Source organism: Pseudoalteromonas sp. 2CM28B (assembly GCF_023161935.1).
The window spans coordinates 252,815-278,560 of sequence record NZ_JALNTH010000002.1 but is presented as its reverse complement, the minus strand read 5'-3'; the positions used below and the strand labels follow the sequence as shown (position 1 = coordinate 278,560).

Below are 25,746 nucleotides of genomic sequence, written 5' to 3'. Positions count from 1 at the left end.
ATCGCTAAAAACAAAATAACCGTCAACTTGCTTAAAAAAAGCACACAGGAGAATTTAATGTTAAGACGTACAAAAATAGTCGCGACACTTGGACCTGCAACAGATAGAGATAATAACTTAGAAAAAATTATTCGTGCAGGCGCAAATGTCGTTCGATTAAATTTCTCACACGGTGTTGCACAAGATCACAAAAACCGTGCACAAGCTGTTCGAGATATTGCAACTAAACTTGGTAAGCACATCGCGATTCTCGCTGACTTACAAGGCCCAAAAATTCGCGTTTCAACCTTCAAAGAAGGCAAAGTGACCTTATCTGTTGGTGCAAAATTTATTCTTGATGCCAAAATGGAAAAAGGCCAAGGCGATATTAACGCCGTCGGTATTGACTACAAAGAGCTACCACAAGATGTTGCCCCTGGTGATTTATTGCTATTAAACGATGGCTTAATTCAACTTACCGTAGAAAGTGTTGAAGGTCACTTAGTTCACACCATTGTGACTGTTGGCGGCGTCCTTTCTAATAATAAAGGGATTAACCGTTTAGGTGGTGGCTTAACGGCACCTGCATTTACGGAAAAGGATAAGGAAGATTTAATCACCGCTGCTGAAATTGGTGTTGATTACATTGCGGTTTCTTTTCCTCGCAGTGGCGATGATATGCGTTATGTACGTTCATTAGCGGAGGCTGCAGGCTCTAATGCACAGCTTTTAGCTAAAATTGAGCGTGCTGAAGCAGTAGAAACACAAGAAGCAGTTGATGACATTATTTTAGCGTCTGACGCTGTTATGGTTGCCCGTGGCGACTTAGGTGTTGAAATTGGTGATGCTGCACTGATGGGTAAACAAAAACTTATTATTCGTCGTGCTCGTTCATTAAATCGTACCGTAGTAACCGCTACGCAAATGATGGAATCGATGATCGATAACCCTATGCCAACACGCGCAGAAGTTATGGATGTTGCCAATGCAGTACTTGATGGCACAGATGCAGTGATGCTTTCTGCTGAAACAGCCGCTGGTGATTACCCGGAAGAAACCGTTGCGACTATGGCGCGTGTTTGTTTAGGTGCTGAATCGCAAAAAGAAACACACGTTTCTAAACATCGTTTAGACAGCCGTTTTTCTTCTAATGCCGAATCAATTGCCTTATCAGCTATGTATGCAGCTAACCACTTAGACTCTGTTAAAGCGATTATCACGCTTACTGAGTCAGGTAGCACGGCAAAATTGATGTCGCGTATTAGCTCTGGACTGCCTATTTATTCACTTTCACGTCATGCAAGTACATTAGGTCAAACAGCACTGTATCGTGGTGTTTACCCTGTATTTTTTGACTCTACAAAATGTGAAAAAGATAGCATGGTTAAAGATGCACTAAGCACACTCGTAGCCGCAGGCTCTTTACAAGCAGGCGATACCGTGATCATTACCCACGGTGATGCGATGGAAACGATTGGTGCAACCAACACGATGAAAATAGTCACGGTTTCGTAATCGTAACACGCATAAAAAACGCGAGCTAAAAGCTCGCGTTTTTTTATGCTATTTATTAAAGTTAGCTAGCTAATGCTGCTTTTACTTTATCACGGTAACTTCTACTTACTTTAAGCTCTTGTCCGTTATCTAACACTAATAAATATTCACCACTAACCTGAGTTACCAGCTTGCTAATTTGTTTGGTGTTAACAATCGCGCTGCGATGAACACGTACAAATAGGCTTGGATCCAATTCTTGTTCAAGCTCTTTCATAGTTTTACGTAATATATGCGTTTGCCCATCTTGGCAATGCAGACACATGTAATCACCTGCCGCATCTACCCATTGTATAGTAGCAACAGGTACTCTGACAATTTCCCCCTGCTCTTTTACAGCCAATGATTCAGGATAGCGACGATCAGTTAAAGTATCGCCAGTGGCTAATTTCTTTAGAATTTCTTCGCAGTTATTACCTGTTATCCCTGCTACGAAACTCGCTAGTTTTTTCTTATGGGCGTTATCCTGCTGAGTTTTTAAATAGGTATGCACTTTTTCTACCGCCTGTTTTAATCTGTTATCATCAACGGGTTTTAAAATGTAATCTAAAGCATGAATTTCAAATGCTTTAACAGCAAAGTGATCAAACGCCGTAACAAACACAATGGCAGGTAAATCTTTACTGCTTTCACTTAAAGCACGTGCGACTTCAAAACCGTTCATACCAGGCATTTGAATATCAAGAAAGACAAGATCAATTTTTTCGTTTTTACAACTTTCAATCGCATCAAAACCTGAGCTACACAGTTTGATCACTTCAATATCAGAAAACTCTTCAAGCCTGACGGCTAAACCTTTACGTGCTAATGGTTCATCATCAACAATAAGCGTTTTTATTCTTGTCATTTCTTCACAGCCTTCTCAAACGGGACACGCAGATTAACTTTTAATCCACTTGGCGTATTATGTGATAATACAAACGAGTAATTATTTTCGTAGAGCGTTTTTAATCTGTCTCGGGTGTTTGCCACCCCTACGCCTTGTGCATTAACTAACTGACCATTTTCAATATCAGTGCCAGGCCCATTATCGCCCACTTCAAGTAATAATTCATTAGCAAAAACTTGCGCTTTTATATCAATAACACCACCTTCTGACATATGGGCAATGGCGTACTTAATGGCATTTTCAATGATCGGTTGTAATATTAAGCTTGGCACTAATGCTTGTTTGGCCTGCTCACTCACGTCCACATTAACTTGTAAGCGCTCATCAAAACGTACACGTTCAATTTCTAAATAGAGCATTAATGCATGTAACTCTTGCTCCAGCGGCACTTTTTTAATTGGATCAGTATTAAGCGTATAGCGTAAAAAGTCACTCAATTTAGATACCATCAAGTTAGCATCTTTATTTTCTTTTACCAAAACTAAGGTTGATATTGCATTGAGCGTATTAAACAAAAAATGAGGATTTAGCTGGTATCTAAGCATTTTTAACTGCGCTTCGTGCGCCATTGTGGTCGCTTTTAAGGCTTTTTGACGTTCACTTTGTAATAACTGGTAATACTTAACCCCAAAGTACAAACCACTCCAACACAAAATAATATAAACAGAATCAAGTCCTTGTTGTAAATAATAAAACCATTCTTCAGGACGGTATCCGTGGCGATAAATTTCCCACAGGTTAAACTTTTGCACCACGGCCCATAATGTACCGGTTATATAAGAGGCGCCAAATACAACAATAATTAATACCCAAGGTGAGGCATTCCAAATTTTGCGATAAATATAACGCAGAGGCACAGTCATTAAACAGCCCGCATAGGCGTTTAGTAAAATAACGAATACGTAAATATCACGCATTTCGAATACTTTAGAACCAATGTAGTTAACTAACGCATAACCTATCCAGCCTGCAATTTGCAAAAGCCAGAAAAAACGTTGCCTGTTATCAATTAAAGACTGCCAATTCAAAATTAATTATTACCTTGTAAATTTGTCACTATTATATCGATTTATCGTCAGGTATAGCACTACCAACTGTCTTACTTTTTAATAGCCCTATCGCAAACAATAAATTAAATAAATACAGGATGGATGTTCAGTTCTGGTTTAGTTGTTACATTAGACAAACTAAAACTCGTGTTGCAATTACCCCTGGCGGATGGTTTAAAACGCATAAAAAAAGCGAAAGGCATCCACCTTTCGCTTATCAATGTTTACTTTTATTTTTTAAGCAAGCTTATCTGAAGCAACTTTATAAGTCGGATCTTCAATTACGTTCACTTCAACTAAGTCACGTGCTTTATGAAGTAGTTCTGTACAGTCTTTACTTAAGTGACGCAGGTGCAGCTTTTTACCCGCTTTATTGTATTTGTCAGCTAAGCTGTCGATGGCCTCAATCGCACTATGATCCGCAACGCGGCTGTATTTAAACTCAACAATCACATCTTTAGGGTCGTTCTTAACATCAAATAAATCAGCAAAGTTTTTAACCGAACCAAAAAATAAAGGCCCATGTAGCTCGTACACTTTTGAACCTTCTTTATCAATATAGTTAGTTGTGTAAATATGTTTTGCATGCTGCCATGCAAACACTAACGCAGAGACAATAACACCTACACACACCGCAATCGCAAGGTCGGTAATAACCGTTACACCCGAAACTAATACAATTACAAAAGCATCAGATAAAGGCACACGTTTCATCATTTTGAAACTCGCCCATTCAAATGTACCCAGTACCACCATAAACATAACCCCAACTAATGCGGCCAGTGGAATCATTTCGATTAAGCTTGAAGCGAAGATAATAAATGCCAGTAACATCAATGCGGCACTAATACCTGATAAACGCGAACGTCCACCTGAATTAATATTGATCATGGATTGGCCAATCATGGCACAGCCACCCATTGCACCAAAAAAGCCACATGTGACGTTGGCCGCACCTTGGCCAATACATTCTTTATTAGAATGGCCACGGGTTTCTGTAATTTCGTCAATCAAGCTTAGCGTTAACAGCGATTCAATTAAGCCAATTGCTGCTAAAATAAGCGCATATGGAAAGATAATTTGTAGTGTTTCTAAATTAAAAGGCACCATAGGAATATGAAACTGTGGTAAGCCACCGGCAATGGTTGCAGCTTCATTTCCTGTCATGCCTTTTAAGAAATCAAGTACCGTACGTGCTTCTAAATCAAGACCAATCACTAAACCCGTTACAGTAACAATAGCAACCAGTGATGAAGGCACCGCGGTAGTTAATTTTGGTAAAAAGTGAATAATTGCCATCGTTAGCGCCACTAAACCTAACATGATGTAAAGCGCACTGCCCGTCATCCACATTTGGCCGCCAGCACCATCAGGCACTTTAAACTGTCCAAGCTGGGCTAAAAATATAACAATCGCTAAACCGTTAACGAAACCGAGCATAACAGGATGTGGAACCATACGAATAAATTTACCGAGCTTAAATACCCCAGCCAATATTTGTAGTAGCCCCATCAGCAACACAGTGGCAAATAGGTATTCCACTCCGTGATCAAGTACTAAACTTACCATCACAACCGCTAATGCACCGGTTGCACCCGAAATCATACCCGGACGACCACCAAAAATAGCCGTAATTAAGCCCACAATAAATGCAGCGTATAAACCAACAAGAGGTTCTACATTTGCAACAAAGGCAAATGCAACAGCTTCTGGGATCAAGGCAAGTGCCACTGTCAATCCAGAGAGAATATCGTTTTTAGCAGAGCTTGGCGCTCTGCTGAGTAAGTTAAACATTGAGTTCCTCAGTTTTATTTCGCTAACAAAAAAAGCGCTAGATTTTATCGAATTAGCGCTCATTTCACAATTATAGTTAATTCAGCCTGTGTGTTTTTAGCTGCTTAGTAAAGTTTAAAGTGGCAGTGCTGTGCTTCGTTTAACACACGTCATGGTCACATTAGAATGAACCTCTTGTACATATTCTAAGCTAAGCAAGTTATCGCGTACAAAGTGCTCATAACCTTCTATGCCTTGAGAAATAATACGCAACATAAAGTCCATAGTGCCAGCCATGGTGTAACATTCAGTCACTTCATCATAGCTAAGTATTAATTTTTCAAACTCAGCTAAATTCTTTTTACCATGGTTTGATAAACGTACATGGGCGTAAACCAACATATCAAAGCCCAGCTTTTTTTCATCAAGCAATGCGACTTTACTTTTGATATAGCCATCTTGTTCTAATTTAGCAATACGACGCCAACAAGGAGACTGAGAAAGTCCGACTTTGTCTGCAATCTCAGCAGTTGATAAACTTGCATCTTGTTGTAAAAGTGCCAATATTTGGCGATCTACGTGATTTAGAGACATTTTATTTCTTATTTATCTAATAAATTGGTTAAATTATACAGCTTTTTTAAAAAGCAGTCTGCTTATTTTTAACAAATATGCACATCAACCAAACTGGCCACTTACAAATGGGTTAGTAGCCTGTTCATGAGCAACATGGGTGTTGTTACCATGGCCACTTAAAATTGCAGTGTTCGGTGGTAATGTCATGATATGTTGTACTATAGAGTCGATTAGCTGCTTGCTGTCGCCTCTAGGAAAGTCGGTACGCCCTATTGAACCTTTGAAAATAACATCCCCGACGATAACCGTATTGTGTGCTTGTTGATAAAACACAACATGCCCTGGTGTATGCCCTGGGCAATGAAGTACTTTAAATTCAAGCAGCCCAACCTTGATACTATCACCATGAGCTAACCATTCATCAGGATAGAAGGAATTGATCGGTTTAAAGCCAAACATAGTGGCTTGCATCGGTAAATTGTCGAACCAAAAACGTTCATCCTCATGAGGCCCAATCATTTTTACCTTGTGTTGCTCGCGTAAATTATGCGCAGCGCCCACATGATCTAAATGCCCATGGGTTAACCAAATCGCTGCCAATGATAAATTATGCTGCTTAAGTGCTGCATTAATTTTGTCAGCATCACCGCCAGGGTCAACCACGACAGCTTGCTGGGTTTGTTCACATACTATAATGCGGCAATTTTGCATAAACGGGGTTACGGGAATAGTGATTATTTTCATCTTATATTTCTTTATCTTTTTGCGCTGGAATAACTATATTCTCTTCGTATGACATTAATATTGGGTATTTTAAATAAGCTTGATCATAAAATGGGCTATGCTCATATAACCAATTTAAACGTGCATCAGCGTTCTTAGCAAAGTCTTTATCCTGGTTTACTTTTTTTTCAAATTCTTGGGCTAATTTTGGGTCATCAGCAAGCATTTTTTCAGCAAACGGTATCAAAGCATAATTTTCCATATATTCAGTGCGCTGAAAAATACTATTAAACTCCCCCCAAGCAAAAAATGAATCTGGTGCCTCAGGATGTAGCAAGTGGACAGCTAACTCTCCTACCTTTTGCTGTGTACTCACTTCAAACCAACCATCTAAATCCACATTTGTAGCTGGTACATAATCAAAACTAGCCGACACTCTAAAACGCCCTTCAAATGGCGCTTTATCAAAACTATATTGCGCTACTTTTGCCATTTTTAATGGCTGAGTGTTGGCACCACTGAGCTTATTAACTGACACCCCATGCAGGACTAATTTCTCAATAATATCGGTGTAAACAGGTGGAATAAAAAATGATTTTGGTACTTCAACCCTGTGCTGCACCTCTTTTTGCCAAAAAATAGGCAGCTTGTCATAATCTTGTTTTTTACCCAAATAGCTTACTTCTTGTTGATTTGACAATGGGCTCAGGCTTTTAGAATAAGCAATACCTTTAAACGCGATATGATCTGGCTGCTCAGAGTAACCACGCTTAACAATTAATTGCTTAGGAACAAATTCTTGTTCTTTTTTTACTGCATTAGCGAGTTTATCTTTATGCGCTGATAATGCTTCAATAGCACCATCTATAAACACATAAGTCCCTAACACGCGTTGTTTGTATGGCTTTAAAGAATGGTTTTCAACTAAAATGGTAGGCAATGACTTTAAATCACCCCACCCGTTTGAAAACCGCGGTGTGGCAACCCAACCGGCCAGCCCCGATTTAAATTCTTGCTTATCCATAACGAACACTAAAGGGCCCGGAATATGGCCTTGCTCAGCGAGAGTTTGATCAATCACTGGTTTAAAATAACGGTTAAGCGCATCTGAAATGGCAGGCGACTCGCTAGCAAATACTGGGTTATAGCCGTAGGTGACATCGTATTGGTAATCAGCCCCATCAGTCACATGTACGTCTATATATAAATTCGGATTATAATCGTTAATGACTGCAAGTACGCTTTTAACCTCGGGGGTATCTAATTTAGTGAAATCACGATTTAAATTAAGATTATTTGCGTTTGTTCTAAAACCCATTTTGACAGGGCCACGCTGATTAATACGATTAAACGCACTACTACGCTCGTGACCATCAACGTTTAATATTGGAATAAATAAAATGTTTACCTTTTTTAATATATCGCGTCGTTTACCCGTAGCAATATCTCTAAGCAACATAAACATTGCATCTTTACCATCAATCTCACCAGCGTGAATACCAGCCTGAATAAGCACGGTTGGTTTGGTGCTATTGGCCATTTGCCCCGCATTAAAAAAACCTTGTTCGCTGGCAATCAACATTTTTATTGCTCGTTTACTATTACTATAGCCAATCGTTTTTGATTTAAATTGAGTGGGATTCGCCGCTACCAACCTATCAACAAATGCCATGGTATCAGCATAATTAGGAGACGAGACACCCGCAGAAATTTCAAAGTCTGTGGTTAAAGGTCCCTGTTGTTGTAATAGTGAGGTACTACTACCTTCCCATGGTAATAATGGCGGTAAATGATCGCTATTTGCCATACTTGCAGATAAAACCAATAAACTTATAAACATATAAACATATACTTCTCTAGCAAACGCATTAATTAAAGAAATTATAGCAATTAAAGCTTTTTAGATGCCAAAACTGCGGTGGTTCAACAAAAAAATGCAGCCAACTGCAGTTCCCTTTGATTATTTGCTCAAGTACTGATAAAAACATAATTAATATCAACCTTAAGAGCAACAATGAACATGCCTAAAATTCTGGTTTAGCTAATTTAAGTTAAATGGATACACGGCACTAAAAGGTATGGCATAGCTAAAACAGTAAATTACAGGCACAAAAAAAGGAGCCATGGGCTCCTTTTCATTACTTATACAAAAACTTAAGCTGCCGCTAGGCCTTCTTTTGCTTTTGCTACAAGCGCTGCGAATGCAACTTGGTCGTAAACAGCGATATCTGCAAGGATCTTACGATCGATTTCTACAGATGTCTTTTTAAGACCATTGATAAAACGGCTGTAAGACAGACCATTTTGACGTGAAGCAGCATTGATACGTGCAATCCATAGTTGACGGAAAGTACGTTTCTTAGCACGGCGGTCACGGTAAGCGTATTGACCCGCTTTAGTAACAGCCTGGAAAGCTACGCGGTAAACACGTGAACGTGCTCCGTAGTAACCTTTCGCTTGTTTTAAAACTTTTTTGTGACGTGCACGTGCGACAACGCCGCGTTTAACTCTTGCCATTTCTAAAAACCCCTATTAAGCGAATGGTAACATACGTGAAACTAGACCATGGTCATTTTTATGAACCATCATCTTAGGACGTAGGTGTAACTTACGCTTAGAAGTTTTCTTAGTCAGAATGTGACGAAGATGCGCTTGTTTACGCTTGAAACCGCCAGAAGCAGTCTTTTTGAAACGCTTAGCTGCGCCTCTGTGACTTTTTAGCTTGTAAGCCATTGCAATAACTCCAATTGTATTGCTTAAAATTTAGTAAGAAGGCGTGAGATATATTGCTATAGCTCCACTTTAAAGGCCTAACTTACTGCTATGTTCCGGTGAAAACCCGATATAAATACCGCAATTTTACTTTAAAACCGGTTAACTCAGGTGGACATTTTCACACCACTTGCAAACCTGAGCTAAATTCGGTGCGTATTATCGCCTAATTATTACTTTTTAGCAACCGGTGCCATCATCATAACCATTTGACGACCTTCAACACGATTTGGGAAAGACTCAACAACTGCTAACTCTTCTAAATCGGTTTTAATACGGTTTAATAATTCGATACCAATTTCTTGGTGAGCCATTTCACGACCACGGAAGCGGATAGTTATCTTAGCTTTATCGCCAGCTTCTAAGAACTTACGTAAGTTGCGCAGCTTAACCTGATAATCGCCTTCATCCGTTCCCGGACGGAATTTGATTTCTTTAATCTGGATTTGCTTTTGCTTTTTCTTCTGCTCTTTTAGTTCTTTGCTTTTTTCAAAGATGAACTTACCGTAGTCCATAACCTTACAAACAGGCGGCTCAGCGTTTGGACTGATCTCTACAAGATCAACACCCGCTGCATCAGCCATAGCTTGCGCGTCTTTTAATGACTGAATTCCAGCTTGTTCGCCGTCGATGTCGATTAAACGAACTTCTAGCGCTGTAATTTCTTCGTTAATACGATTTTTTTGAGCTGTTTGTTGCCCTTTCTTGCCGCCTCTAATGGTACGTTCCTCCAAGAATATCAATAATATAAGCGTGTAGTTGGCCGTTTGTGATTGCCCTACACGCTCGATTTTTACTGTCGATTTTTGATTTCTTCACTGATTTTAGCGATAAAATCATCGACATTAAATTTGCCTAGGTCTTCACCTGTGCGAGTTCGTACTGCTACTTGCTGTTGTTCAACTTCTTTATCGCCAACAACCAGTAAGTAAGGAATACGCTTAAGTGTATGTTCTCGGATTTTAAAGCCAATCTTCTCATTTCTCAAGTCGGCAGCGGCTCTAATTCCAAGTTTATTTAATTTTTGTACAATTTCCTGCACATAAGGTGCTTGTTTATCGGTGATATTCATAATCACCACTTGCTTAGGCGCAAGCCACGTTGGGAATAAACCAGCGTACTCTTCTGTTAAAATACCGATAAAACGCTCAATAGACCCTAAAATAGCGCGGTGTATCATAACAGGTGTGCGACGTTCGTTATTTTCAGCTACATAAGTAGCGCCCAAACGACCCGGTAATGCAAAATCTAGTTGCACTGTACCACACTGCCACGCTCTGTCTAAGCAATCGTACAAAGTAAATTCAATTTTAGGGCCATAAAACGCCCCTTCACCTGGTAAATAATCAAATTCAATGTCATTTGCTTTAAGTGCGTCAGCAAGTGCAAGCTCTGCTTTGTCCCACATTTCATCTTCGCCAATACGTTGCTCTGGGCGAGTTGAAAGTTTAACAACAATTTTTTCGAAACCAAATGTTTCATAGGTATCGTAAACCATTTTAATACAGGCCGATACTTCATCCATGATTTGCTCTTCTGTACAAAATACATGAGCATCATCTTGGGTAAAGCCGCGTACACGCATTAAGCCATGAAGCGCGCCTGATGGTTCATTACGGTGACAACAACCAAACTCTGCCATACGTAGTGGTAAGTCACGGTACGATTTTAAACCTTGGTTGAAAATTTGTACGTGGCCTGGGCAATTCATTGGTTTAATTGCGTATTCACGCTTTTCAGATTCAGTGGTAAACATTGCCTCTGAATATTTTTCCCAATGCCCTGATTTTTCCCACAAAGAGCGATCCATCATCATTGGACCTTTCACTTCTTCGTATTGGTACTCACGTAATTTTTCACGCACAAAGTCTTCTAGCTCACGGTAAATGCTCCAACCATCGTTGTGCCAAAATACCATACCTGGCGCTTCTTCTTGCCAGTGCCATAAATCGAGTGCTTTACCGATACGACGGTGATCGCGCTTCTCAGCCTCTTCTAAACGCTTTAAATACGCTTTAAGTTGCTTTTTATCGCCCCATGCTGTGCCGTAAATACGCTGTAGCATTTTGTTTTCACTATCACCGCGCCAGTATGCGCCGGCCACTTTCATAATTTTGAAGTTTTGACAAAATTTCATGTTTGGCACATGAGGACCACGACACATATCGATGTATTCTTCGTGATGATATAAACCTGGACGGTCATCTTGTGGGATATTTTCGTCTAGTATTTCAATTTTGTATGTTTCGCCACGCGCTGCAAAAGTGTCGCGCGCTTCTTGCCAGCTAACGGTTTTTTTCACTACGTCGTAGTTTGTTTTTGCAAGCTGTAACATACGCTTTTCAATAGCATCAAGATCATCTTGAGATAACGAATGTTCCATATCAATATCGTAGTAAAAACCGTTATCAATTGTTGGACCAATCGCCATTTTTGCATCAGGGAAAAGTTGTTTAACAGCATGACCAATTAAGTGCGCACACGAGTGGCGAATAATCTCTAGGCCATCGTCGTCTTTTACGGTAATGATCTCAAGACGAGAATCGTCACTAATTAAATCACACGCATCTACGCGTTCGCCATTAACACGACCCGCAATGGTGGCTTTAGCAAGACCAGGGCCTATATTGTTTGCTACATCAAGAGTGCTTACAGGGTTTTCAAAACTACGCTGACTACCGTCAGGAAGAGTAATAACTGGCATTATAAATCCTTACATACAGTGGTGACACCTACAATGTATCACGTGTATTTTTAATTAATTAAATGAGAATGACTCGACAACGCTTTTACGAATAAGCATTGACTATTTTTCGCCGTAAATGGCTAATGTAGATGCTGAGTCTGCTCAACTACAAGAAAGTTATTGTCGCGTGCTGCAGCATTAATTACAAGTTTTAAGCTATTAAAAACCACCCAATTTTACCATAAAAGTGCAATTAATAACGTTTAATAAGAGTCTGTTGAGTTTTCAGTATTAGGATTTGTTTAATCTAGGGGCGATTTAGTTAAAGCGCGGGAGCTATCACCTGGTGCTAAGTAAAAATTGAGCAACGCTCACACCTGTTTAAAGTAAACAAACCATAGCGCTGTCTTAGCTAAAAAAAGGAGGGCTGCACATTTAGCCGCAAAGATAAACAGACCTTGTTACATCAAAATGACGAATGGACGTTAAGCGCAAACAAAAACACCACTGTAAGTGCTTAAACTCGCATTTTAATGCGTGTTGCGTATAATAACGGGTAATTAAGTTATAGTAGAGATTAGCAATGAGAACATGTGGTGTAGAAATTACCGGTAGTGATGTACTACTTTGTATTTTAAGTAAAGATAATGACGTTTTTGATATTCGTGACGTGCGCCAAACACGCTTTACCTTAGGTAACGGTAACGACACTGAAGTAATGCGTAAGTTTCAGTTTGATTTTGCCAAGTTAATGCAAGATTACCAAATTGATTCGGTTGCCATTCGCGAACGCCAACCTAAAGGTAAGTTTGCTGGCAGCGCTAAAGGATTCAAAATGGAAACCGCTATTCAGTTAATCGACAACCTCGATGTTCGCGTGTTTTCAACTACTGAAATAAAAGAGCAAGTAAAACGCAACCCAATCCCTATCGCGTTCGAAGACACCGGTCTGAAAAAGTATCAAGAAAATGCATTTGTTAATGCTTACGTTTACATCATGAAAAAAACGTATCGCAGCGACGAAATGTAAATTAATTACACCCTCATAAAAACGCGTATTCGCTAGAGAGTACACGTTTTTTTTGTTTAAATTCTATATAAAAACAGTAATACCAATTCGCTTAACTAAGTGATCTAATTTGAGGGAGGAAAATCGTGTCGATATCAAGGCAAAAATTTCGTTAGTTAGTTGTTCTAAATGAGAAATTTTTAACACAGCTAGCGTCTGATTTGCCCCCTCAAAATGATTTAGTATTATTGCGGGTTGGTATAATACATTAGTCTAACCCCCTTTCCTTTGTCGACAATTCGTGTTTATTTAAGCAGTAGGCCTCCCAAAAATAAAAACATGGAGTATGTCATGAAAGCGACACAAAAAGTGATAAAAGAAGTAGAGCAAATAAACACTATACCGCTATCAAACAGCTATTTTAAAGGAATTCAGAGCACACCATTAGTAGAACAAACCATAGGCGATTACTTTGACACCATTGTCGACAATAACCCAGACGCTCTGGCCGTAGTCGTTGCCCATCAAAATATACGTTTAAGCTATAAGCAATTTCAACAGCAGATTAATCAACTTGCTATGGGGTTACTGGCTTTAGGGGTAAAACCTGGTGAACGGGTCGGTATTTGGTCACCGAACAATATACAGTGGTGCTTAACACAATTTGCCACCGCTAAAATAGGTGCCATTATGGTATGCATTAACCCAGCGTATCGTCCAAGTGAACTGCAGTATGCACTAAACAGTGTGGAATGCTCTACGCTTATTACCGCCACTGAATTTAAAGGCAGCCACTATATTAATATGCTGCAAAGTTTAGCACCTGAGCTTAGCCGTTGTAACAAAGGTGAGTTAACCGCAGCCAAATTACCCACCTTAAAAAATGTAATTTGTATTGGTGATAAACCCGTCGATGGTATGTTCTCATTTAATGAGGTTATGAGCATGCCCACCGATGCACATAAATTAGAACTTCAAGCGGTGGCTAAAACCCTCGATTGCAATCAAGATATCAATATTCAATTTACTTCTGGCACCACCGGAAACCCTAAAGGGGCTACGTTGACACATAAAAATATATTGAATAATGCGCTTTTAGTCGCACAAGCTATGCACTTTACTGAATATGATAAGCTCTGTATCCCTGTACCGCTTTATCACTGCTTTGGCATGGTTTTAGGCAGCTTATTGTGCGTAAGTAAAGGCGCTGCAGCTATTTATCCAAGTGATTCTTTCGATCCAAAAACCACATTGGAGGTGGTACAACAAGAAAAATGCACCGGCCTTCATGGTGTACCCACTATGTTTATAAGCGAATTAGAGCTTAATAACTTTAGTGATTACGACTTAAGTACATTACGAACCGGTGTTATGGCAGGCTCAACCTGCCCCGAACAAGTTATGCGTAAAGTACAAACACTCATGAATATGAACCAAGTCGTTATAGCCTATGGACAAACAGAGTGTAGCCCAATCAACAACATCACTGAAACCGACTCATCAATTGAGCGTCAAGTCACCACAGTAGGACGAGCGCTTGCACACACTGAAGTAAAAATTATTGATGAAGTGGGTGAAGTTCAAAAAATAGGCCAACCCGGTGAAGTTTGTAGCCGTGGTGCCGGCATTATGCGCTGCTATTGGAACGATGAAGAAAAAACCAAAGCCACTATCGACAATGAAGGCTGGCTGCACTCGGGCGATTTAGGGGTAATGGACAGCGAAGGCTTTGTCAGCATTGTTGGCAGAATTAAAGACATGATTATTCGTGGTGGTGAAAACATTTATCCGCGTGAAATTGAAGAAGTGCTTTACACCTACCCGGGTATACAAGACGCCTCTATTTTTGGCATTAGTGATGAAAAATTCGGTGAAGAAGTCTGTGCTTGGATCCAACCCAAAGAAGGTGAAGTGCTTGATGAGCAAGCAATTCGTCTGTTTTTAAAGGACAAACTCGCCTACTTTAAACAACCTAAATACATTCGCTTTGTTGAAAATTACCCGATGACGGTAACCGGCAAATTGCAAAAATTTAAAATGCGTGAACAAATGCAAGAAGAGCTCGCCGAATCTGCATTTTCGTAATCCGATTAAATGCAAAGCACTATCAGCTTAGTGCTTTGCATTGTCTTACTCAATTTCAGGTTGTTTAGGGTCAACACAATCGGTAATACTGATATTTCGTCCTGCATTTTTAGCTTTATAAACCCCTACATCAGCTGTTGCCAACAATGATTTAATTGAAGGTCTGTATGTCGTGTATTGATCAATTGCAATACCGGCAGAGACAGTAATACGGTTAAAGGGTGAATACTGATGTGCAATCGGATCGTCTGCGAAGCGTTTAGGTAAGTCATTCAACCAGTCTAGCTCATTCGCTTGCAATGTTTTTACCAATATGAATTCTTCACCGCCAAAACGCACCACAATATCAGCATCACAATGTTTTAGGCGGTTTGCGACTGCTACTAATACGTTATCTCCCTCTAAGTGGCCGTAGTTATCGTTATAATTTTTAAAATAGTCGACATCAATCATGGCTAACCCTAAATATTGTGATGGCGCTAACTTGTTAATTAATGCTTTACAGCGTCTATCAAAACTATGCCGATTATGCATACCTGTTAATTGATCGGTATTGGCTTTTTCAGTTTCAAATAATTCCGCTTTATATTGCTTTCTTAACAAGGAATCTAGTTGGTATTGCACTATGGCCAATACAATAACTATGCTGAAATAAAAATGAAGTGTCCATGCAATAGAAGTAGAAGAAAAAAGCTCAATAAATATCTATGCAATACCAATTATTGACCATAATACCCGTTTATGTCCTAAGTGCAGCATCGGTATGGCTATATAAGACGCACCTGCACTCTCCTTAATAAGCTCACTGATCCTTATCCACACTAAAGTTTATTGTTATTAATTAGCGAGTTAAATTTACCTTATTAAATAATATTAAACATTATTTTTGCTATACCCTGAACAATCCCTATTCAGGATATAACGAATAAAAGTAGAGAGTTAATTAAATAGCCGAGGCGCTACTATACAACGCCTTGTTCAATCATTGCATCGGCTACACGTCTAAAACCGGCGATGTTAGCGCCTAGTAGTAGGTTGCCGGGTTGATCAAACTCTTTTGCGGTGTCGTTGGCTGTGGTGAAAATATCTTTCATTATTTGCTTAAGCTTTTCATCAACTTCTTCAAACGTCCAGCTTTGCATACTGGCATTTTGTGCCATTTCTAATTGGCTGGTTGCTACCCCACCGGCATTCGCTGCTTTGCCAGGGCCATAAGCTATTTTTGCTTCAATAAAGCAGTCAATCGCCTCTTTGGTTGAGGGCATATTGGCTCCTTCACTAACTAAAATACAACCATTTTCAAGTAGTGCTTTTGCATCAGCTTGGGTTAATTCATTTTGTGTGGCACAAGGAAAAGCCGCATCCGCACTGTAACGCCATACAGCATGACCATCCTCTGGGTAATCATCGCGGGGCGTATACTTGGCTTGTGAATGACTATCTAAGTAGTCACTTAAACACCCTCTTGATTGCTCTTTGAGCTGTTTTATCAGCTTTAAATCAATACCATTCTCATCGTACAAAGTGCCTTTTGAGTCACTACAGGTAATTGGTGTTGCACCAAGTTGATATAACTTTTCCATGGCATAAATAGCCACATTGCCTGAGCCTGAAATTAAACAGCGTTTTCCTGATAAGCTGTCATCACGATCTTCAAGCATATAGTTAGCAAAATAAACTGCGCCATAACCCGTTGCTTCTTTGCGAGCAAGCGATCCGCCCCAAAGTAAGCTTTTACCGGTTAGTACGCCTTCATAGCGCCCTGTTAAGCGTTTATATTGGCCAAACATATAACCAATTTCTCTGGCACCTACGCCAATATCCCCTGCAGGTACATCGGTTGTAGGACCAATGTGGCGATATAACTCGGTCATAAACGATTGGCAAAAACGCATTATCTCGCCATCAGAGCGTCCTTTAGGATCAAAGTTCGCACCGCCTTTTCCACCGCCTATAGGCAAACCAGTCAGTGCATTTTTAAAAATTTGTTCAAAGCCTAAAAATTTTATGATGCTGGCATTTACACTCGGGTGAAAACGTAAGCCGCCTTTGTAAGGGCCCAGCGCCGAATTAAATTCAATACGGTAGCCTTTATTCACTTGAATATTGCCCTCGTCATCAACCCAAGGCACGCGAAACATTAACTGGCGCTCTGGCTCTACCATTCTTTGAATAATTGCTTGTTGTTGGTAATGACTGGTTTGCGCAAATATAGGCTCTAGCGAGTCTAGCACTTCTTCTACCGCTTGATAAAACTCACATTGCGCAGGGCTCGTCTGCTTTAATTGCGCAATTGTTCTGTGTATATAATTCATATTTATTCTTCCATGTAGGTATTTTTTAATTTGAAATAGGAAAAATGATCAATGCTATTGCTAGTGAAGAAATTAATTATCCGATCATTATTTTTACACTTTAACATCATAGATAAACTGGATGCACGTGTTTGATGTTGAATTAAATTGTTGTTTCTTTTGTATAAAAACTCATTAAAAAAGAATTTATATGCTAAAAACAGCCGTTTGAATGAATAACATGTTAAAAGTATTAAAAAAATAGTAAAACAAAATACGACTCTACACTTTTACGAGAGCGACAAAATAAAATGCTTTATGAGACTGAAGTTGTAGAAGAATAGGCTGATAATTGAGTAAATGTGGAGAGGTCAAAATGGAGGTTGTATTCAACCTCCATAAAATACATTAAGCTTTTTCGCCATCTGGGCGAAAAGTACGCTGTACACCGGTTAAAAATAAACGCAAGATTTGATCGTTACACACACGGTAATGCTTGTTTTCAACTTTACGTGAAAATGCGCTTAGCTCATGTTTACTTAAATCAAAATCAACCAACGCCAAGGTCGCGATCACATCTTCTGCTTTCATATTTAAAGCAATACGTAGCTTCATAAAAATAATATTGTTGTTCAATTTACTTTCAGGCTCTGGCTGCTCACCTTCACGCTTGCCGCGCTTGGTATTTATAAAACCATTTAAAAATACCGCAAATTCAGTGTCACTTATTGGGGTATACCCAGGCTCGCCCTCTTTAGTTAACCATGCAATCACCTGCTCAGTGCTTACGCTCTGCGCTGCTGCGGCGAAAACATCAACCATAGCTGAATCTGTTAAATCAAAGGTGTAGCGAATACGGCGTAAAATATCGTTATTTGTCAAAGTAAATTCCAAGGTAAATAAGTGCTCAGCAAACAAACGCTGTTAAGTAGCGGCGCAGTTTATCAGAGTTACACTTAGTGCCCTATTAAATACTGTCTTTAATTACCCAATACTTTTGCCGGATCAACTCGTGTTGCTTGCCATGCTGGATACAGCGTCGCCAATATTGCAAGCACAAAGGTGGCAATAACAGTTAACACTATATCTTGCCAAACTAATTTACTGGGCAAAAATTCGATAAAGTACACACCTTCTAGCGGGTTTTCACCCAGTAACAAGCTCAGCCAAGTAAATAGCTCACTAATATTAATTGCTAAAATCACGCCAACAATTGAGCCTAAAAGTACACCCACAAATGCTTGGGTTAAGCCTTGCATGACAAAAGTAGCCAATATGGTACTGTCTTTGGCACCCATGGTTTTTAAAATAGCAATATTGCCTTCTTTTTCACGCACTTCCATTACCAGTGAAGACACAATATTGAAACTCGCCACCGCGATAATTAAAAACACCACAATATAAACAATCGTGCGCACCATTTGAATATCTTGATACAAGCTACCTTGCGTTCTAAGCCAACTCGAAATATACACATAATCGGTAATAGTCTGGCCAACACGAAGCGCTATTTGATGCGCCGAAAACACATTATCAACACGCAAGCGTAACCCTGTTACTTGGCTTTGATCATAGCCTAAGGTTTGTTGTGCTTTGTTAAGATGAATAAAAGCAGCGCTGCTGTCGATTGGTCCGCCCATTTCTATAATGCCCGCAAGCGTGAGGGTAACACGTTTTGGGGCGAGTAATGACCGGCCTTTTTCACTAATTTGCGGGATTAACAAGGTCACGTTATCACCTAATGCGATATTAAGTTGCTTAACAATTTGCGTGCCTAAAATAACATCATCACCTGTTAACTGGCTGACTAATTTACCTTGTGTAAATTGGTTGATGGCTGACACGTCACCTTCCAACGAAGGCTCAACACCTCGGATCTCAACCGCTTTTAATTGGCTTTTAAATTGCGCCATACCATTAACGGCAATAAATGGGGCTGCGCCTGTTACGTGTGGTTGCTGTTTTAACTTTTCGACTTTGCTAGGCCAATCGGCAATCGGCCTACTTGGGGCAACATATTCAACTTGCGGCACGACACTTAATAAACGATGAACCAATTGTTGTTCAAACCCATTAATCACCGATAACGCCACAATTAACACTGCAACACCAAGTAAAATACCGATAGTGGATGCTTTGGCTATAAAACTTACAAAGGCATTTTTTTCATCTTTATGGCCTGAATAGGCTCTAAAGCGTTTACTAATAAAGGCACTAAGCAACATGGCTAGACTCTTTTATCGTTAGTTTACCATCATCTAAGTACGCTATTTTACCCAGCTTATCAGCCAGCTCTAAATCATGAGTAACCACCACAAAGCTGGTGTTTAAACTTTTATTTAGCTGATTAATTAAATCGTAAATTTTAATTGCATTTTGCTTATCTAAATTACCCGTTGGCTCATCAGCAAGCACCAGCGCAGGCTCTGTCACTAGAGCGCGTGCAATGGCAACACGCTGGCGTTCACCACCAGAAAGAGCCGATGGCTTATGGCTACTTCTATGTGCAAGGCCTACCTTATCTAGCATGTTAAGCGCTTTCTTATTGGCTTCTTTTGCGCTCAATCCTTTTATGAGTAATGGCATGGCAACGTTTTCAACTGCACTAAATTCCATTAATAAATGGTGGAATTGATAAATAAACCCTAAGTTTTTATTTCTGAAAGCCGCTTGCTGCGAGCGAGATAACTTAGCAACGTCTTGGTTTTTTATTTTTGCACTACCCGCACTGGCCGTGTCTAAGGTGCCTAAAATATGTAACAAGGTGCTTTTACCTGAACCTGAGCTGCCAACAATTGCCAGCATTTCACCTTGCGTTAGGGCTAAATCAACCCCTTTTAATACCTCAACCTGATTTTGCCCGTCTTGGTACACCTTACTTATTTTTTCACAACTAATTACTAAATCATTCATAACGTAATACCTCTGCTGGGTTTACTTTAGCGGCTTGGCGCGCTGGATATAAAGTCGCTAAAAAGCTCATTGCTAAGCTTAAAACGGCAATAACACTTAAACTAACCACATCAAATTTGACGGGGAGTGAAATTCCCGATAGTAAATTTAAACCAACCAAAGCCAGCAGTTCATTTATATATAAGCTTAATAAAATACCTAAAGAAGCACCCACGACTGTGCCAATTACCCCGTTATAGAGCCCTTGTACCATAAATACGGTTTGCACTTGGCTTGGTGTGAGTCCTAATGTTTGCAAAATTGCTACTTCACTTTGTTTTTCACTGACCATCATGGTCAGTGCCGATACAATATTAAATACCGCCACCAGCACAATTAAGCCAAGGAGCATAGACATGATGCGTTTTTCCATCGCAACGGCGGCAAATAAAGTGCCTTGACTGCTTCGCCAGTCGGTGAGTTTAAAGTCATTGAGTATGTGTTGGCTGTCTTGCATAAATTGGTCAAGTGCAAACGGCTCATGCAGTGACACGCTTAAATTAGGTACGGTATTGTTGCTAAGTTTTAAAACCCGTTGTAGTGATACGCCACTGGTAAATGCCAACCCCATGTCTATTTCGGAGCCAGTTTCATAGATAGCAGCAATTTTAAATAAACGTTGGCTTGGCATGCGCCCAAGTGGGGTGTACGTAGATGCGTTAGGCATAATTACACGTAACTTATCACCTAAGCCAACGCCAAGTTTGCGGCTTAAATAACGACTTATTGCAATATTATAATTATTGTTTAGTACATTTAGCCAATTGCCTTGCACTATTTTGTCGGTGATTTTATATAGCGAGCCGTTGTTGTCGTAAAGCCCTTGTAATAACACCCCGTGAAGATCTTTATTGGTTTGCAATATGGCTTCACCATGGCGATATAAACTAACATGATCAACATACGGTGATTGCTCAAGCGCAGATTTTAACGAATTCATTTGCGCTTTGGAGTGATCTTTGGCTTGCACTTCAACATGTGGAATAAGCCCCAACATATTTGATTTTAAACTACTCTCAAAGCCGTTCATTACACTACTGACCGTAAAAAGCGCCATTAAACCAATCGCTATACCTGCAATAGAAAAAAACGAAATGAACGAAATAAACGCATTGCCTTTAGAGGAGCGGCTATATCTGAGTCCGATAAATAGGCTAACAGGTTGAAACATATTAATTAAACATTAATGCCAAAAGTGTGGCTTATAGTAGCACGAACTCAGCGCAATTGAATATCACCATAAATGTAAGAAATAATTTATAAATCTGACACTTGGCTATATTTTAAACAAGCCAGTAAACTCTGCTAAACTTTCAGCCCTGTTATTAAGTAATCAAGTAATACCCGTACATTAGTAGCCACAAATTGCCGTGGCGGATATAGCCCCCACACGCCCTCTTGTTGTGGTTGGTATGCAGTTAATATAGGCACTAACTGACTGGATTTAATTTCATTTTCAATATAGTAATCAGGCAACTGAACAATACCCAAACCTTTTTTAGCGCCGTCAACCAGTGCCCAGCCGCTATTACAATGCAATCGCCCTGCGACCTTAATATGTTTATCACGATTATTTTCATTTACTCGCCAATAACTACTATTGCCAATTAAACATTGATGATTATTAAGCTCCCCCAAAGTGTGAGGCTCACCAAAACGCGCTAAATATGCAGGTGAAGCACACATAATAAATCGTCGCGAGCTCAAGCGCCGCGCTTTTAAGCTTGAATCTTTTAAATGGCCTAGTCGAATGGCTAAATCAAAGCCCCCCTCTAATAAGTTTTCTTGCTCGTTAGAGAGCGTTGCGATTACTTCTACCTCAGGGTGATCATGCATAAATGAATGCACAATGGGCATAATAAAACTTTCACCATACATAACCGGTGCTGTTAATTTAATTTTACCTTTAGGTGAGGTTTGTACCGATGCTAAGCCTTGAGTGGCCTCGTCCATTGCGTGCTGTAAATGTTTAACTTGGTGTAAAAACTGCTCGCCCTCTTTGGTTAACACAACCTTTCGAGTGGTACGTGTTAATAATTGCGTATTTAACCGTTGTTCAAGCTTTGTAACATGGCGGCTAATATGAGCAACCGATAAACCTAACGTCTGTGCAGCTTGGGTAAAACTTCCCTCTTCGCCAACAGCAATAAACTCATCAATACCTTCCCAACGCATAATTATTACCATACTGTAAAAGTGTTTTATTAAATTGAAGATTATCATTATCTGAGAAACAAATACAATAACCTCATCACCCAAACAGTATGGGTCTATAATTCATATTCAAACCACTACAAAGGATATACACATGTCTGAATTTATAAAATCAAAAGCAGCGATTGCCTGGGGTCCTAATCAGCCTTTAAGCGTTGAAGAAGTTGATGTGATGATGCCTAAAAAAGGCGAAGTAATGGTAAAAATCACTGCCACTGGTGTTTGTCACACTGATGCTTTTACATTATCTGGTGAAGATCCAGAAGGTATTTTCCCTGCTATTTTAGGCCACGAAGGTGCTGGCGTCGTTTACGCTGTAGGTGAAGGCGTAACCAGTGTTGAGGTAGGCGATCATGTTATTCCACTTTACACTGCTGAATGTGGTGAATGTAAGATGTGTAAATCTGGTAAGACTAACTTGTGCTCTGCAGTACGTGAAACGCAAGGTAAAGGCCTAATGCCAGATGGCACTACACGCTTTTATAAAGATGGTGAGCCTATCTATCACTACATGGGTTGCTCAACATTCTCTGAGTACACCGTACTCCCAGAAATTTCACTTGCTAAAGTAAACAAAGAAGCATCACTTGAAGAAATTTGTTTACTTGGTTGTGGCGTAACCACAGGTATGGGTGCGGTAACAAATACAGCAAATGTTAAACCAGGTGATACTGTCGCTATTTTCGGCCTAGGTGGTATTGGTTTATCGGCTATTATTGGTGCAAAAATGGCGGGCGCGGGTCGCATTATTGGTGTTGATATCAACACCAGCAAGTTTGACTTAGCCACTAAGCTTGGTGCAACAGACCTAGTTAACCCTAAAGACTTCGACAAGCCAATTCAAGAAGTGATTGTTGATATGACCGACGGCGGTGTTGATTACTCATTTGAGTGTATTGGTAATGTTGATGTAATGCGCTCTGCACTTGAGTGTTGTCATAAGGGTTGGGGAGAGTCTGTGATTATTGGTGTAGCCGGTGCTGGCCAAGAAATTTCAACTCGTCCGTTCCAACTTGTTACTGGCCGTGTATGGCGTGGTAGCGCATTTGGTGGTGTTAAAGGTCGCTCACAACTTCCTGAAATTGTAGAGCGTTACATGGCGGGTGAATTTGCGCTAAACGATTTTATCACTCATACCATGAGCCTAGAAGAAATTAACGATGCCTTTGATTTAATGCATGAAGGTAAAAGTATTCGTACTGTAATTCATTACTAATACGCTCATTTCACTTAATTACCATCACAAGCCGTTGCTATTAAGTAACGGCTTTTAAGGATTGTTATGTTAGAAAATATTTCAACAGCTAAAGTGGCTGGCGGATGGCATAAGCAATACAGCCATAGCGCCTCAAGCACTCGTTGCACTATGCGTTTTGCAGTGTTTTTACCGCCAGGCGCCAGTGAAACCAATAAGGTGCCGGTACTGTACTGGTTATCAGGTTTAACCTGTACCGATGAAAACTTTATGCAAAAAGCAGGCGCATTTAAAAAAGCATCGGAGCTGGGTATCGCCATTGTAGCGCCAGATACGAGCCCACGTGGTGATAACGTGCCAAACGAAGACAGCTATGATTTTGCACAAGGTGCTGGGTTTTACCTTAATGCCACAAAAGCGCCCTACAACACCCATTTTAATATGTATGATTACGTTGTTAATGAGTTACCGGCACTAATTGAGCAACACTTTCCTGTTACAGATAAAAAAGCAATTAGTGGTCATTCAATGGGCGGGCATGGCGCATTGATGATTGCACTTAAAAACCCACATTCGTACGCCAGCGCTTCGGCATTTAGTCCTATTGTTAATCCTATGGCGTGTCCGTGGGGTGTAAAAGCATTTACAGGCTACTTAGGTGACGACAAAACAACGTGGGCACACTACGATACTTGCGAATTAATGCAACAAGCCGAGCAAGCAAACTATTTACCTATGCTGGTAAGCCAAGGTGATGCTGATAACTTTTTAGAAGAGCAGCTTAAGCCGCAAAACTTGGTCGATATCGCTGATAAAAAAGCGTATCCGCTGCAGCTCGAAATGCACGCTGGCTACGATCATAGTTACTTTTTTATTAGTAGCTTTATAGACCAACACTTATTATTTCATCATCAGTTTCTAGCGGCTTAGATCCATTACTGTGTAGAGTAGATTTATCTACTTCTACACATTCTTTTAAGACCTTAGTAACCTGCCTACATTTTTTAATCACACCGTCATCTCCTTTTATAAATTCAATTATGGCTTTATCAGTTTCGTAACCAAGCTTGCTAAAACTAAAACTATCTTTATCCTTTACAAAACTGTTAGTGCTATTGATGTTTGACTTGGATCTCGCCGTTTCATCCAAAAATATACCCATAACTGTACAACCACTTAATACATTATTTGAAAAGATAATAATTAATAAAATGCGCATGTAAACTCTCGTTGCAAATGAGCCAAATTATATACGACTTAAAAAGGAGTGTTGTAAAAATATGTAAGCCCCACAATTTTACCTAATAGAGTTTGCTTGTGTGGTACGCAGCTGAAATTCATTGCTGGGTAAAAACGCACTTTATTGTGTAAATATTGCTAACGCCACTCATCCCCCTCGATAAAAAAAAGGTAACACAATGATTTTATTTAAATTAATACCTTGGTTCAATTTTTGCTACTTATTTAGAATTTATCCGTGGAAATAGCAATGGAAATTGATCTACAGTGGAGTGACATTATTGATAATTTGATTCATCTTGGCATGGCGTATTTACTTGCCCTGCCAATGGCATATGATAGAGAGCGTAGCCATAATGGTGCAGGTCTAAGAACGTTTCCTTTAGTTGCCGTCGCATCATGTGGTTATGCACTGATTGCAATGTCAGTTTTAGAGGGCGCAGAGGCGCAATCTAAAATGTTACAAGGTATTATTACAGGTATTGGTTTTATTGGTGGTGGCGCTATTTTAAAAAATAACCAGTCTACATCTGGAACAGCAACAGCTGCGAGTATTTGGAATATGGGTTTAATTGGTATCGCTATTGCGTACAGCCGCTATGAAATAGCTATTTTGTTGGCAGTAATAAACTTCATAACGCTTAGGTATGTTAAAAAATTTAAATAAGGAAAATTATAATTAATTGCTTAGCGCTGACGCGATCACCCTGTTAAATTCAACCCTCAAACTCGCCTTTTGATATAATATAACATATTA

General features: G+C 39.8%; 24 protein-coding genes. 6 read left to right on the top strand and 18 right to left on the bottom strand.

Annotated features, from left to right (window positions below):
• Positions 1–57: 57 nt before the first annotated feature.
• Positions 58–1,494: a pyruvate kinase gene (gene pyk, locus MTN96_RS03740; protein ID WP_036982801.1), complete on the top strand. Its 1,437-nt coding sequence runs from the start codon at positions 58–60 to the stop codon at positions 1,492–1,494.
• Positions 1,495–1,555: 61 nt separating this feature from the next.
• Here pyk and MTN96_RS03735 read toward each other — a convergent pair whose 3' ends face one another.
• From MTN96_RS03735 to thrS, 10 genes are all read right to left on the bottom strand, one after another.
• The gene (locus tag MTN96_RS03735; protein WP_008110464.1) at positions 1,556–2,380 is read right to left on the bottom strand and encodes a LytTR family DNA-binding domain-containing protein; all 825 of its coding nucleotides are present in this window, start codon (positions 2,378–2,380) and stop codon (positions 1,556–1,558) included.
• Positions 2,377–3,450, bottom strand: a complete 1,074-nt coding sequence (locus MTN96_RS03730) for a sensor histidine kinase (RefSeq protein ID WP_008110465.1) — start codon at positions 3,448–3,450, stop codon at positions 2,377–2,379. The genes MTN96_RS03735 and MTN96_RS03730 overlap by 4 nt, the downstream gene beginning before the upstream one ends.
• A gap of 258 nt (positions 3,451–3,708) precedes the next feature.
• Positions 3,709–5,265, bottom strand: coding sequence for a SulP family inorganic anion transporter (locus MTN96_RS03725; RefSeq protein WP_008110467.1), 1,557 nt, complete (start codon positions 5,263–5,265; stop codon positions 3,709–3,711).
• Positions 5,266–5,379: 114 nt separating this feature from the next.
• Entirely contained in the window at positions 5,380–5,838 is a 459-nt protein-coding gene (locus tag MTN96_RS03720; protein WP_008110469.1) for an Lrp/AsnC family transcriptional regulator, read from the bottom strand.
• Positions 5,839–5,922: 84 nt separating this feature from the next.
• Positions 5,923–6,564 carry an MBL fold metallo-hydrolase gene (locus MTN96_RS03715; RefSeq protein WP_036982802.1) on the bottom strand — a complete coding sequence of 214 codons (642 nt, stop codon included), beginning with the start codon at positions 6,562–6,564 and terminating at the stop codon, positions 5,923–5,925.
• 1 nt (position 6,565) lies between these two features.
• The gene (locus MTN96_RS03710; RefSeq protein WP_248530766.1) at positions 6,566–8,383 is read right to left on the bottom strand and encodes a M14 family metallopeptidase; all 1,818 of its coding nucleotides are present in this window, start codon (positions 8,381–8,383) and stop codon (positions 6,566–6,568) included.
• Positions 8,384–8,697: 314 nt separating this feature from the next.
• Positions 8,698–9,060, bottom strand: coding sequence for a 50S ribosomal protein L20 (gene rplT / locus MTN96_RS03705; RefSeq protein ID WP_008110477.1), 363 nt, complete (start codon positions 9,058–9,060; stop codon positions 8,698–8,700).
• A gap of 15 nt (positions 9,061–9,075) precedes the next feature.
• Positions 9,076–9,276 (bottom strand): 50S ribosomal protein L35, encoded by a 201-nt coding sequence (rpmI, locus tag MTN96_RS03700; RefSeq protein ID WP_004587840.1) that lies wholly within the window; start codon positions 9,274–9,276, stop codon positions 9,076–9,078.
• 212 nt (positions 9,277–9,488) lie between these two features.
• Complete coding sequence (gene infC / locus MTN96_RS03695; protein ID WP_008110479.1) at positions 9,489–10,049, bottom strand: translation initiation factor IF-3; 561 nt, start codon at positions 10,047–10,049, stop codon at positions 9,489–9,491.
• Between the two features lie 59 nt (positions 10,050–10,108).
• Positions 10,109–12,019 (bottom strand): threonine--tRNA ligase, encoded by a 1,911-nt coding sequence (thrS, locus tag MTN96_RS03690; RefSeq protein ID WP_248530765.1) that lies wholly within the window; start codon positions 12,017–12,019, stop codon positions 10,109–10,111.
• Between the two features lie 565 nt (positions 12,020–12,584).
• On the opposite strand from thrS, the gene MTN96_RS03685 reads away from it, so the two are divergent.
• The gene (locus MTN96_RS03685) at positions 12,585–13,031 is read left to right on the top strand and encodes a DUF3010 family protein (protein ID WP_008110482.1); all 447 of its coding nucleotides are present in this window, start codon (positions 12,585–12,587) and stop codon (positions 13,029–13,031) included.
• A 330-nt stretch (positions 13,032–13,361) separates the two neighbouring features.
• On the top strand, positions 13,362–15,095 hold the full coding sequence (locus MTN96_RS03680) for an AMP-binding protein (protein WP_214553229.1): 1,734 nt from the start codon (positions 13,362–13,364) through the stop codon (positions 15,093–15,095).
• A gap of 45 nt (positions 15,096–15,140) precedes the next feature.
• Here MTN96_RS03680 and MTN96_RS03675 read toward each other — a convergent pair whose 3' ends face one another.
• The 7 genes from MTN96_RS03675 to MTN96_RS03645 all read right to left on the bottom strand — a co-directional run bounded on the left by MTN96_RS03675 (position 15,141) and on the right by MTN96_RS03645 (position 22,519).
• A complete protein-coding gene (locus MTN96_RS03675; RefSeq protein WP_248530764.1) occupies positions 15,141–15,719 on the bottom strand; it encodes a GGDEF domain-containing protein in 579 nt (192 codons plus the stop codon).
• A 338-nt stretch (positions 15,720–16,057) separates the two neighbouring features.
• Entirely contained in the window at positions 16,058–17,410 is a 1,353-nt protein-coding gene (gene gdhA, locus MTN96_RS03670; RefSeq protein ID WP_248530763.1) for an NADP-specific glutamate dehydrogenase, read from the bottom strand.
• A gap of 387 nt (positions 17,411–17,797) precedes the next feature.
• Positions 17,798–18,271 (bottom strand): DUF1456 family protein, encoded by a 474-nt coding sequence (locus MTN96_RS03665; RefSeq protein WP_024601041.1) that lies wholly within the window; start codon positions 18,269–18,271, stop codon positions 17,798–17,800.
• A 98-nt stretch (positions 18,272–18,369) separates the two neighbouring features.
• The gene (locus MTN96_RS03660) at positions 18,370–19,614 is read right to left on the bottom strand and encodes a lipoprotein-releasing ABC transporter permease subunit (protein ID WP_069439412.1); all 1,245 of its coding nucleotides are present in this window, start codon (positions 19,612–19,614) and stop codon (positions 18,370–18,372) included.
• Entirely contained in the window at positions 19,604–20,302 is a 699-nt protein-coding gene (lolD, locus tag MTN96_RS03655; protein WP_036982810.1) for a lipoprotein-releasing ABC transporter ATP-binding protein LolD, read from the bottom strand. The genes MTN96_RS03660 and lolD overlap by 11 nt, the downstream gene beginning before the upstream one ends.
• Positions 20,295–21,512, bottom strand: coding sequence for a lipoprotein-releasing ABC transporter permease subunit (locus MTN96_RS03650; RefSeq protein ID WP_069439410.1), 1,218 nt, complete (start codon positions 21,510–21,512; stop codon positions 20,295–20,297). Before MTN96_RS03650 ends, lolD begins: the two co-directional genes overlap by 8 nt.
• A 134-nt stretch (positions 21,513–21,646) precedes the next feature.
• Complete coding sequence (locus tag MTN96_RS03645) at positions 21,647–22,519, bottom strand: LysR family transcriptional regulator (protein ID WP_248530832.1); 873 nt, start codon at positions 22,517–22,519, stop codon at positions 21,647–21,649.
• 130 nt (positions 22,520–22,649) lie between these two features.
• Between MTN96_RS03645 and MTN96_RS03640 the strand changes: the two genes are divergently transcribed.
• Both MTN96_RS03640 and fghA read left to right on the top strand, forming a co-directional pair.
• On the top strand, positions 22,650–23,771 hold the full coding sequence (locus MTN96_RS03640) for an S-(hydroxymethyl)glutathione dehydrogenase/class III alcohol dehydrogenase (RefSeq protein ID WP_036982813.1): 1,122 nt from the start codon (positions 22,650–22,652) through the stop codon (positions 23,769–23,771).
• 66 nt (positions 23,772–23,837) lie between these two features.
• Positions 23,838–24,680, top strand: coding sequence for an S-formylglutathione hydrolase (fghA, locus tag MTN96_RS03635; protein ID WP_069439408.1), 843 nt, complete (start codon positions 23,838–23,840; stop codon positions 24,678–24,680).
• On the opposite strand, the gene MTN96_RS03630 is transcribed toward fghA, so the two are convergent.
• Positions 24,634–24,969, bottom strand: coding sequence for a hypothetical protein (locus MTN96_RS03630; RefSeq protein WP_138627426.1), 336 nt, complete (start codon positions 24,967–24,969; stop codon positions 24,634–24,636). The genes fghA and MTN96_RS03630 overlap by 47 nt on opposite strands.
• Positions 24,970–25,239: 270 nt before the next feature.
• Here MTN96_RS03630 and MTN96_RS03625 point away from each other — a divergent pair, with 270 nt between their 5' ends.
• Positions 25,240–25,656, top strand: a complete 417-nt coding sequence (locus MTN96_RS03625) for an MgtC/SapB family protein (protein WP_036982817.1) — start codon at positions 25,240–25,242, stop codon at positions 25,654–25,656.
• Positions 25,657–25,746: the final 90 nt, after the last annotated feature.

Coding starts and splice junctions, on each gene's coding strand:
- lolD (WP_036982810.1), bottom strand. CDS start 20,302: ATGAATGATTTAGTAATTAGTTGTGAAAAAATAAGTAAGGTGTACCAA.
- MTN96_RS03640 (WP_036982813.1), top strand. CDS start 22,650: ATGTCTGAATTTATAAAATCAAAAGCAGCGATTGCCTGGGGTCCTAAT.
- MTN96_RS03680 (WP_214553229.1), top strand. CDS start 13,362: ATGAAAGCGACACAAAAAGTGATAAAAGAAGTAGAGCAAATAAACACT.
- MTN96_RS03725 (WP_008110467.1), bottom strand. CDS start 5,265: ATGTTTAACTTACTCAGCAGAGCGCCAAGCTCTGCTAAAAACGATATT.
- MTN96_RS03630 (WP_138627426.1), bottom strand. CDS start 24,969: ATGCGCATTTTATTAATTATTATCTTTTCAAATAATGTATTAAGTGGT.
- rpmI (WP_004587840.1), bottom strand. CDS start 9,276: ATGGCTTACAAGCTAAAAAGTCACAGAGGCGCAGCTAAGCGTTTCAAA.
- pyk (WP_036982801.1), top strand. CDS start 58: ATGTTAAGACGTACAAAAATAGTCGCGACACTTGGACCTGCAACAGAT.
- MTN96_RS03735 (WP_008110464.1), bottom strand. CDS start 2,380: ATGACAAGAATAAAAACGCTTATTGTTGATGATGAACCATTAGCACGT.
- MTN96_RS03685 (WP_008110482.1), top strand. CDS start 12,585: ATGAGAACATGTGGTGTAGAAATTACCGGTAGTGATGTACTACTTTGT.
- MTN96_RS03650 (WP_069439410.1), bottom strand. CDS start 21,512: ATGTTTCAACCTGTTAGCCTATTTATCGGACTCAGATATAGCCGCTCC.
- MTN96_RS03710 (WP_248530766.1), bottom strand. CDS start 8,383: ATGTTTATAAGTTTATTGGTTTTATCTGCAAGTATGGCAAATAGCGAT.
- MTN96_RS03625 (WP_036982817.1), top strand. CDS start 25,240: ATGGAAATTGATCTACAGTGGAGTGACATTATTGATAATTTGATTCAT.
- MTN96_RS03715 (WP_036982802.1), bottom strand. CDS start 6,564: ATGAAAATAATCACTATTCCCGTAACCCCGTTTATGCAAAATTGCCGC.
- MTN96_RS03660 (WP_069439412.1), bottom strand. CDS start 19,614: ATGTTGCTTAGTGCCTTTATTAGTAAACGCTTTAGAGCCTATTCAGGC.
- rplT (WP_008110477.1), bottom strand. CDS start 9,060: ATGGCAAGAGTTAAACGCGGCGTTGTCGCACGTGCACGTCACAAAAAA.
- MTN96_RS03720 (WP_008110469.1), bottom strand. CDS start 5,838: ATGTCTCTAAATCACGTAGATCGCCAAATATTGGCACTTTTACAACAA.
- gdhA (WP_248530763.1), bottom strand. CDS start 17,410: ATGAATTATATACACAGAACAATTGCGCAATTAAAGCAGACGAGCCCT.
- thrS (WP_248530765.1), bottom strand. CDS start 12,019: ATGCCAGTTATTACTCTTCCTGACGGTAGTCAGCGTAGTTTTGAAAAC.
- fghA (WP_069439408.1), top strand. CDS start 23,838: ATGTTAGAAAATATTTCAACAGCTAAAGTGGCTGGCGGATGGCATAAG.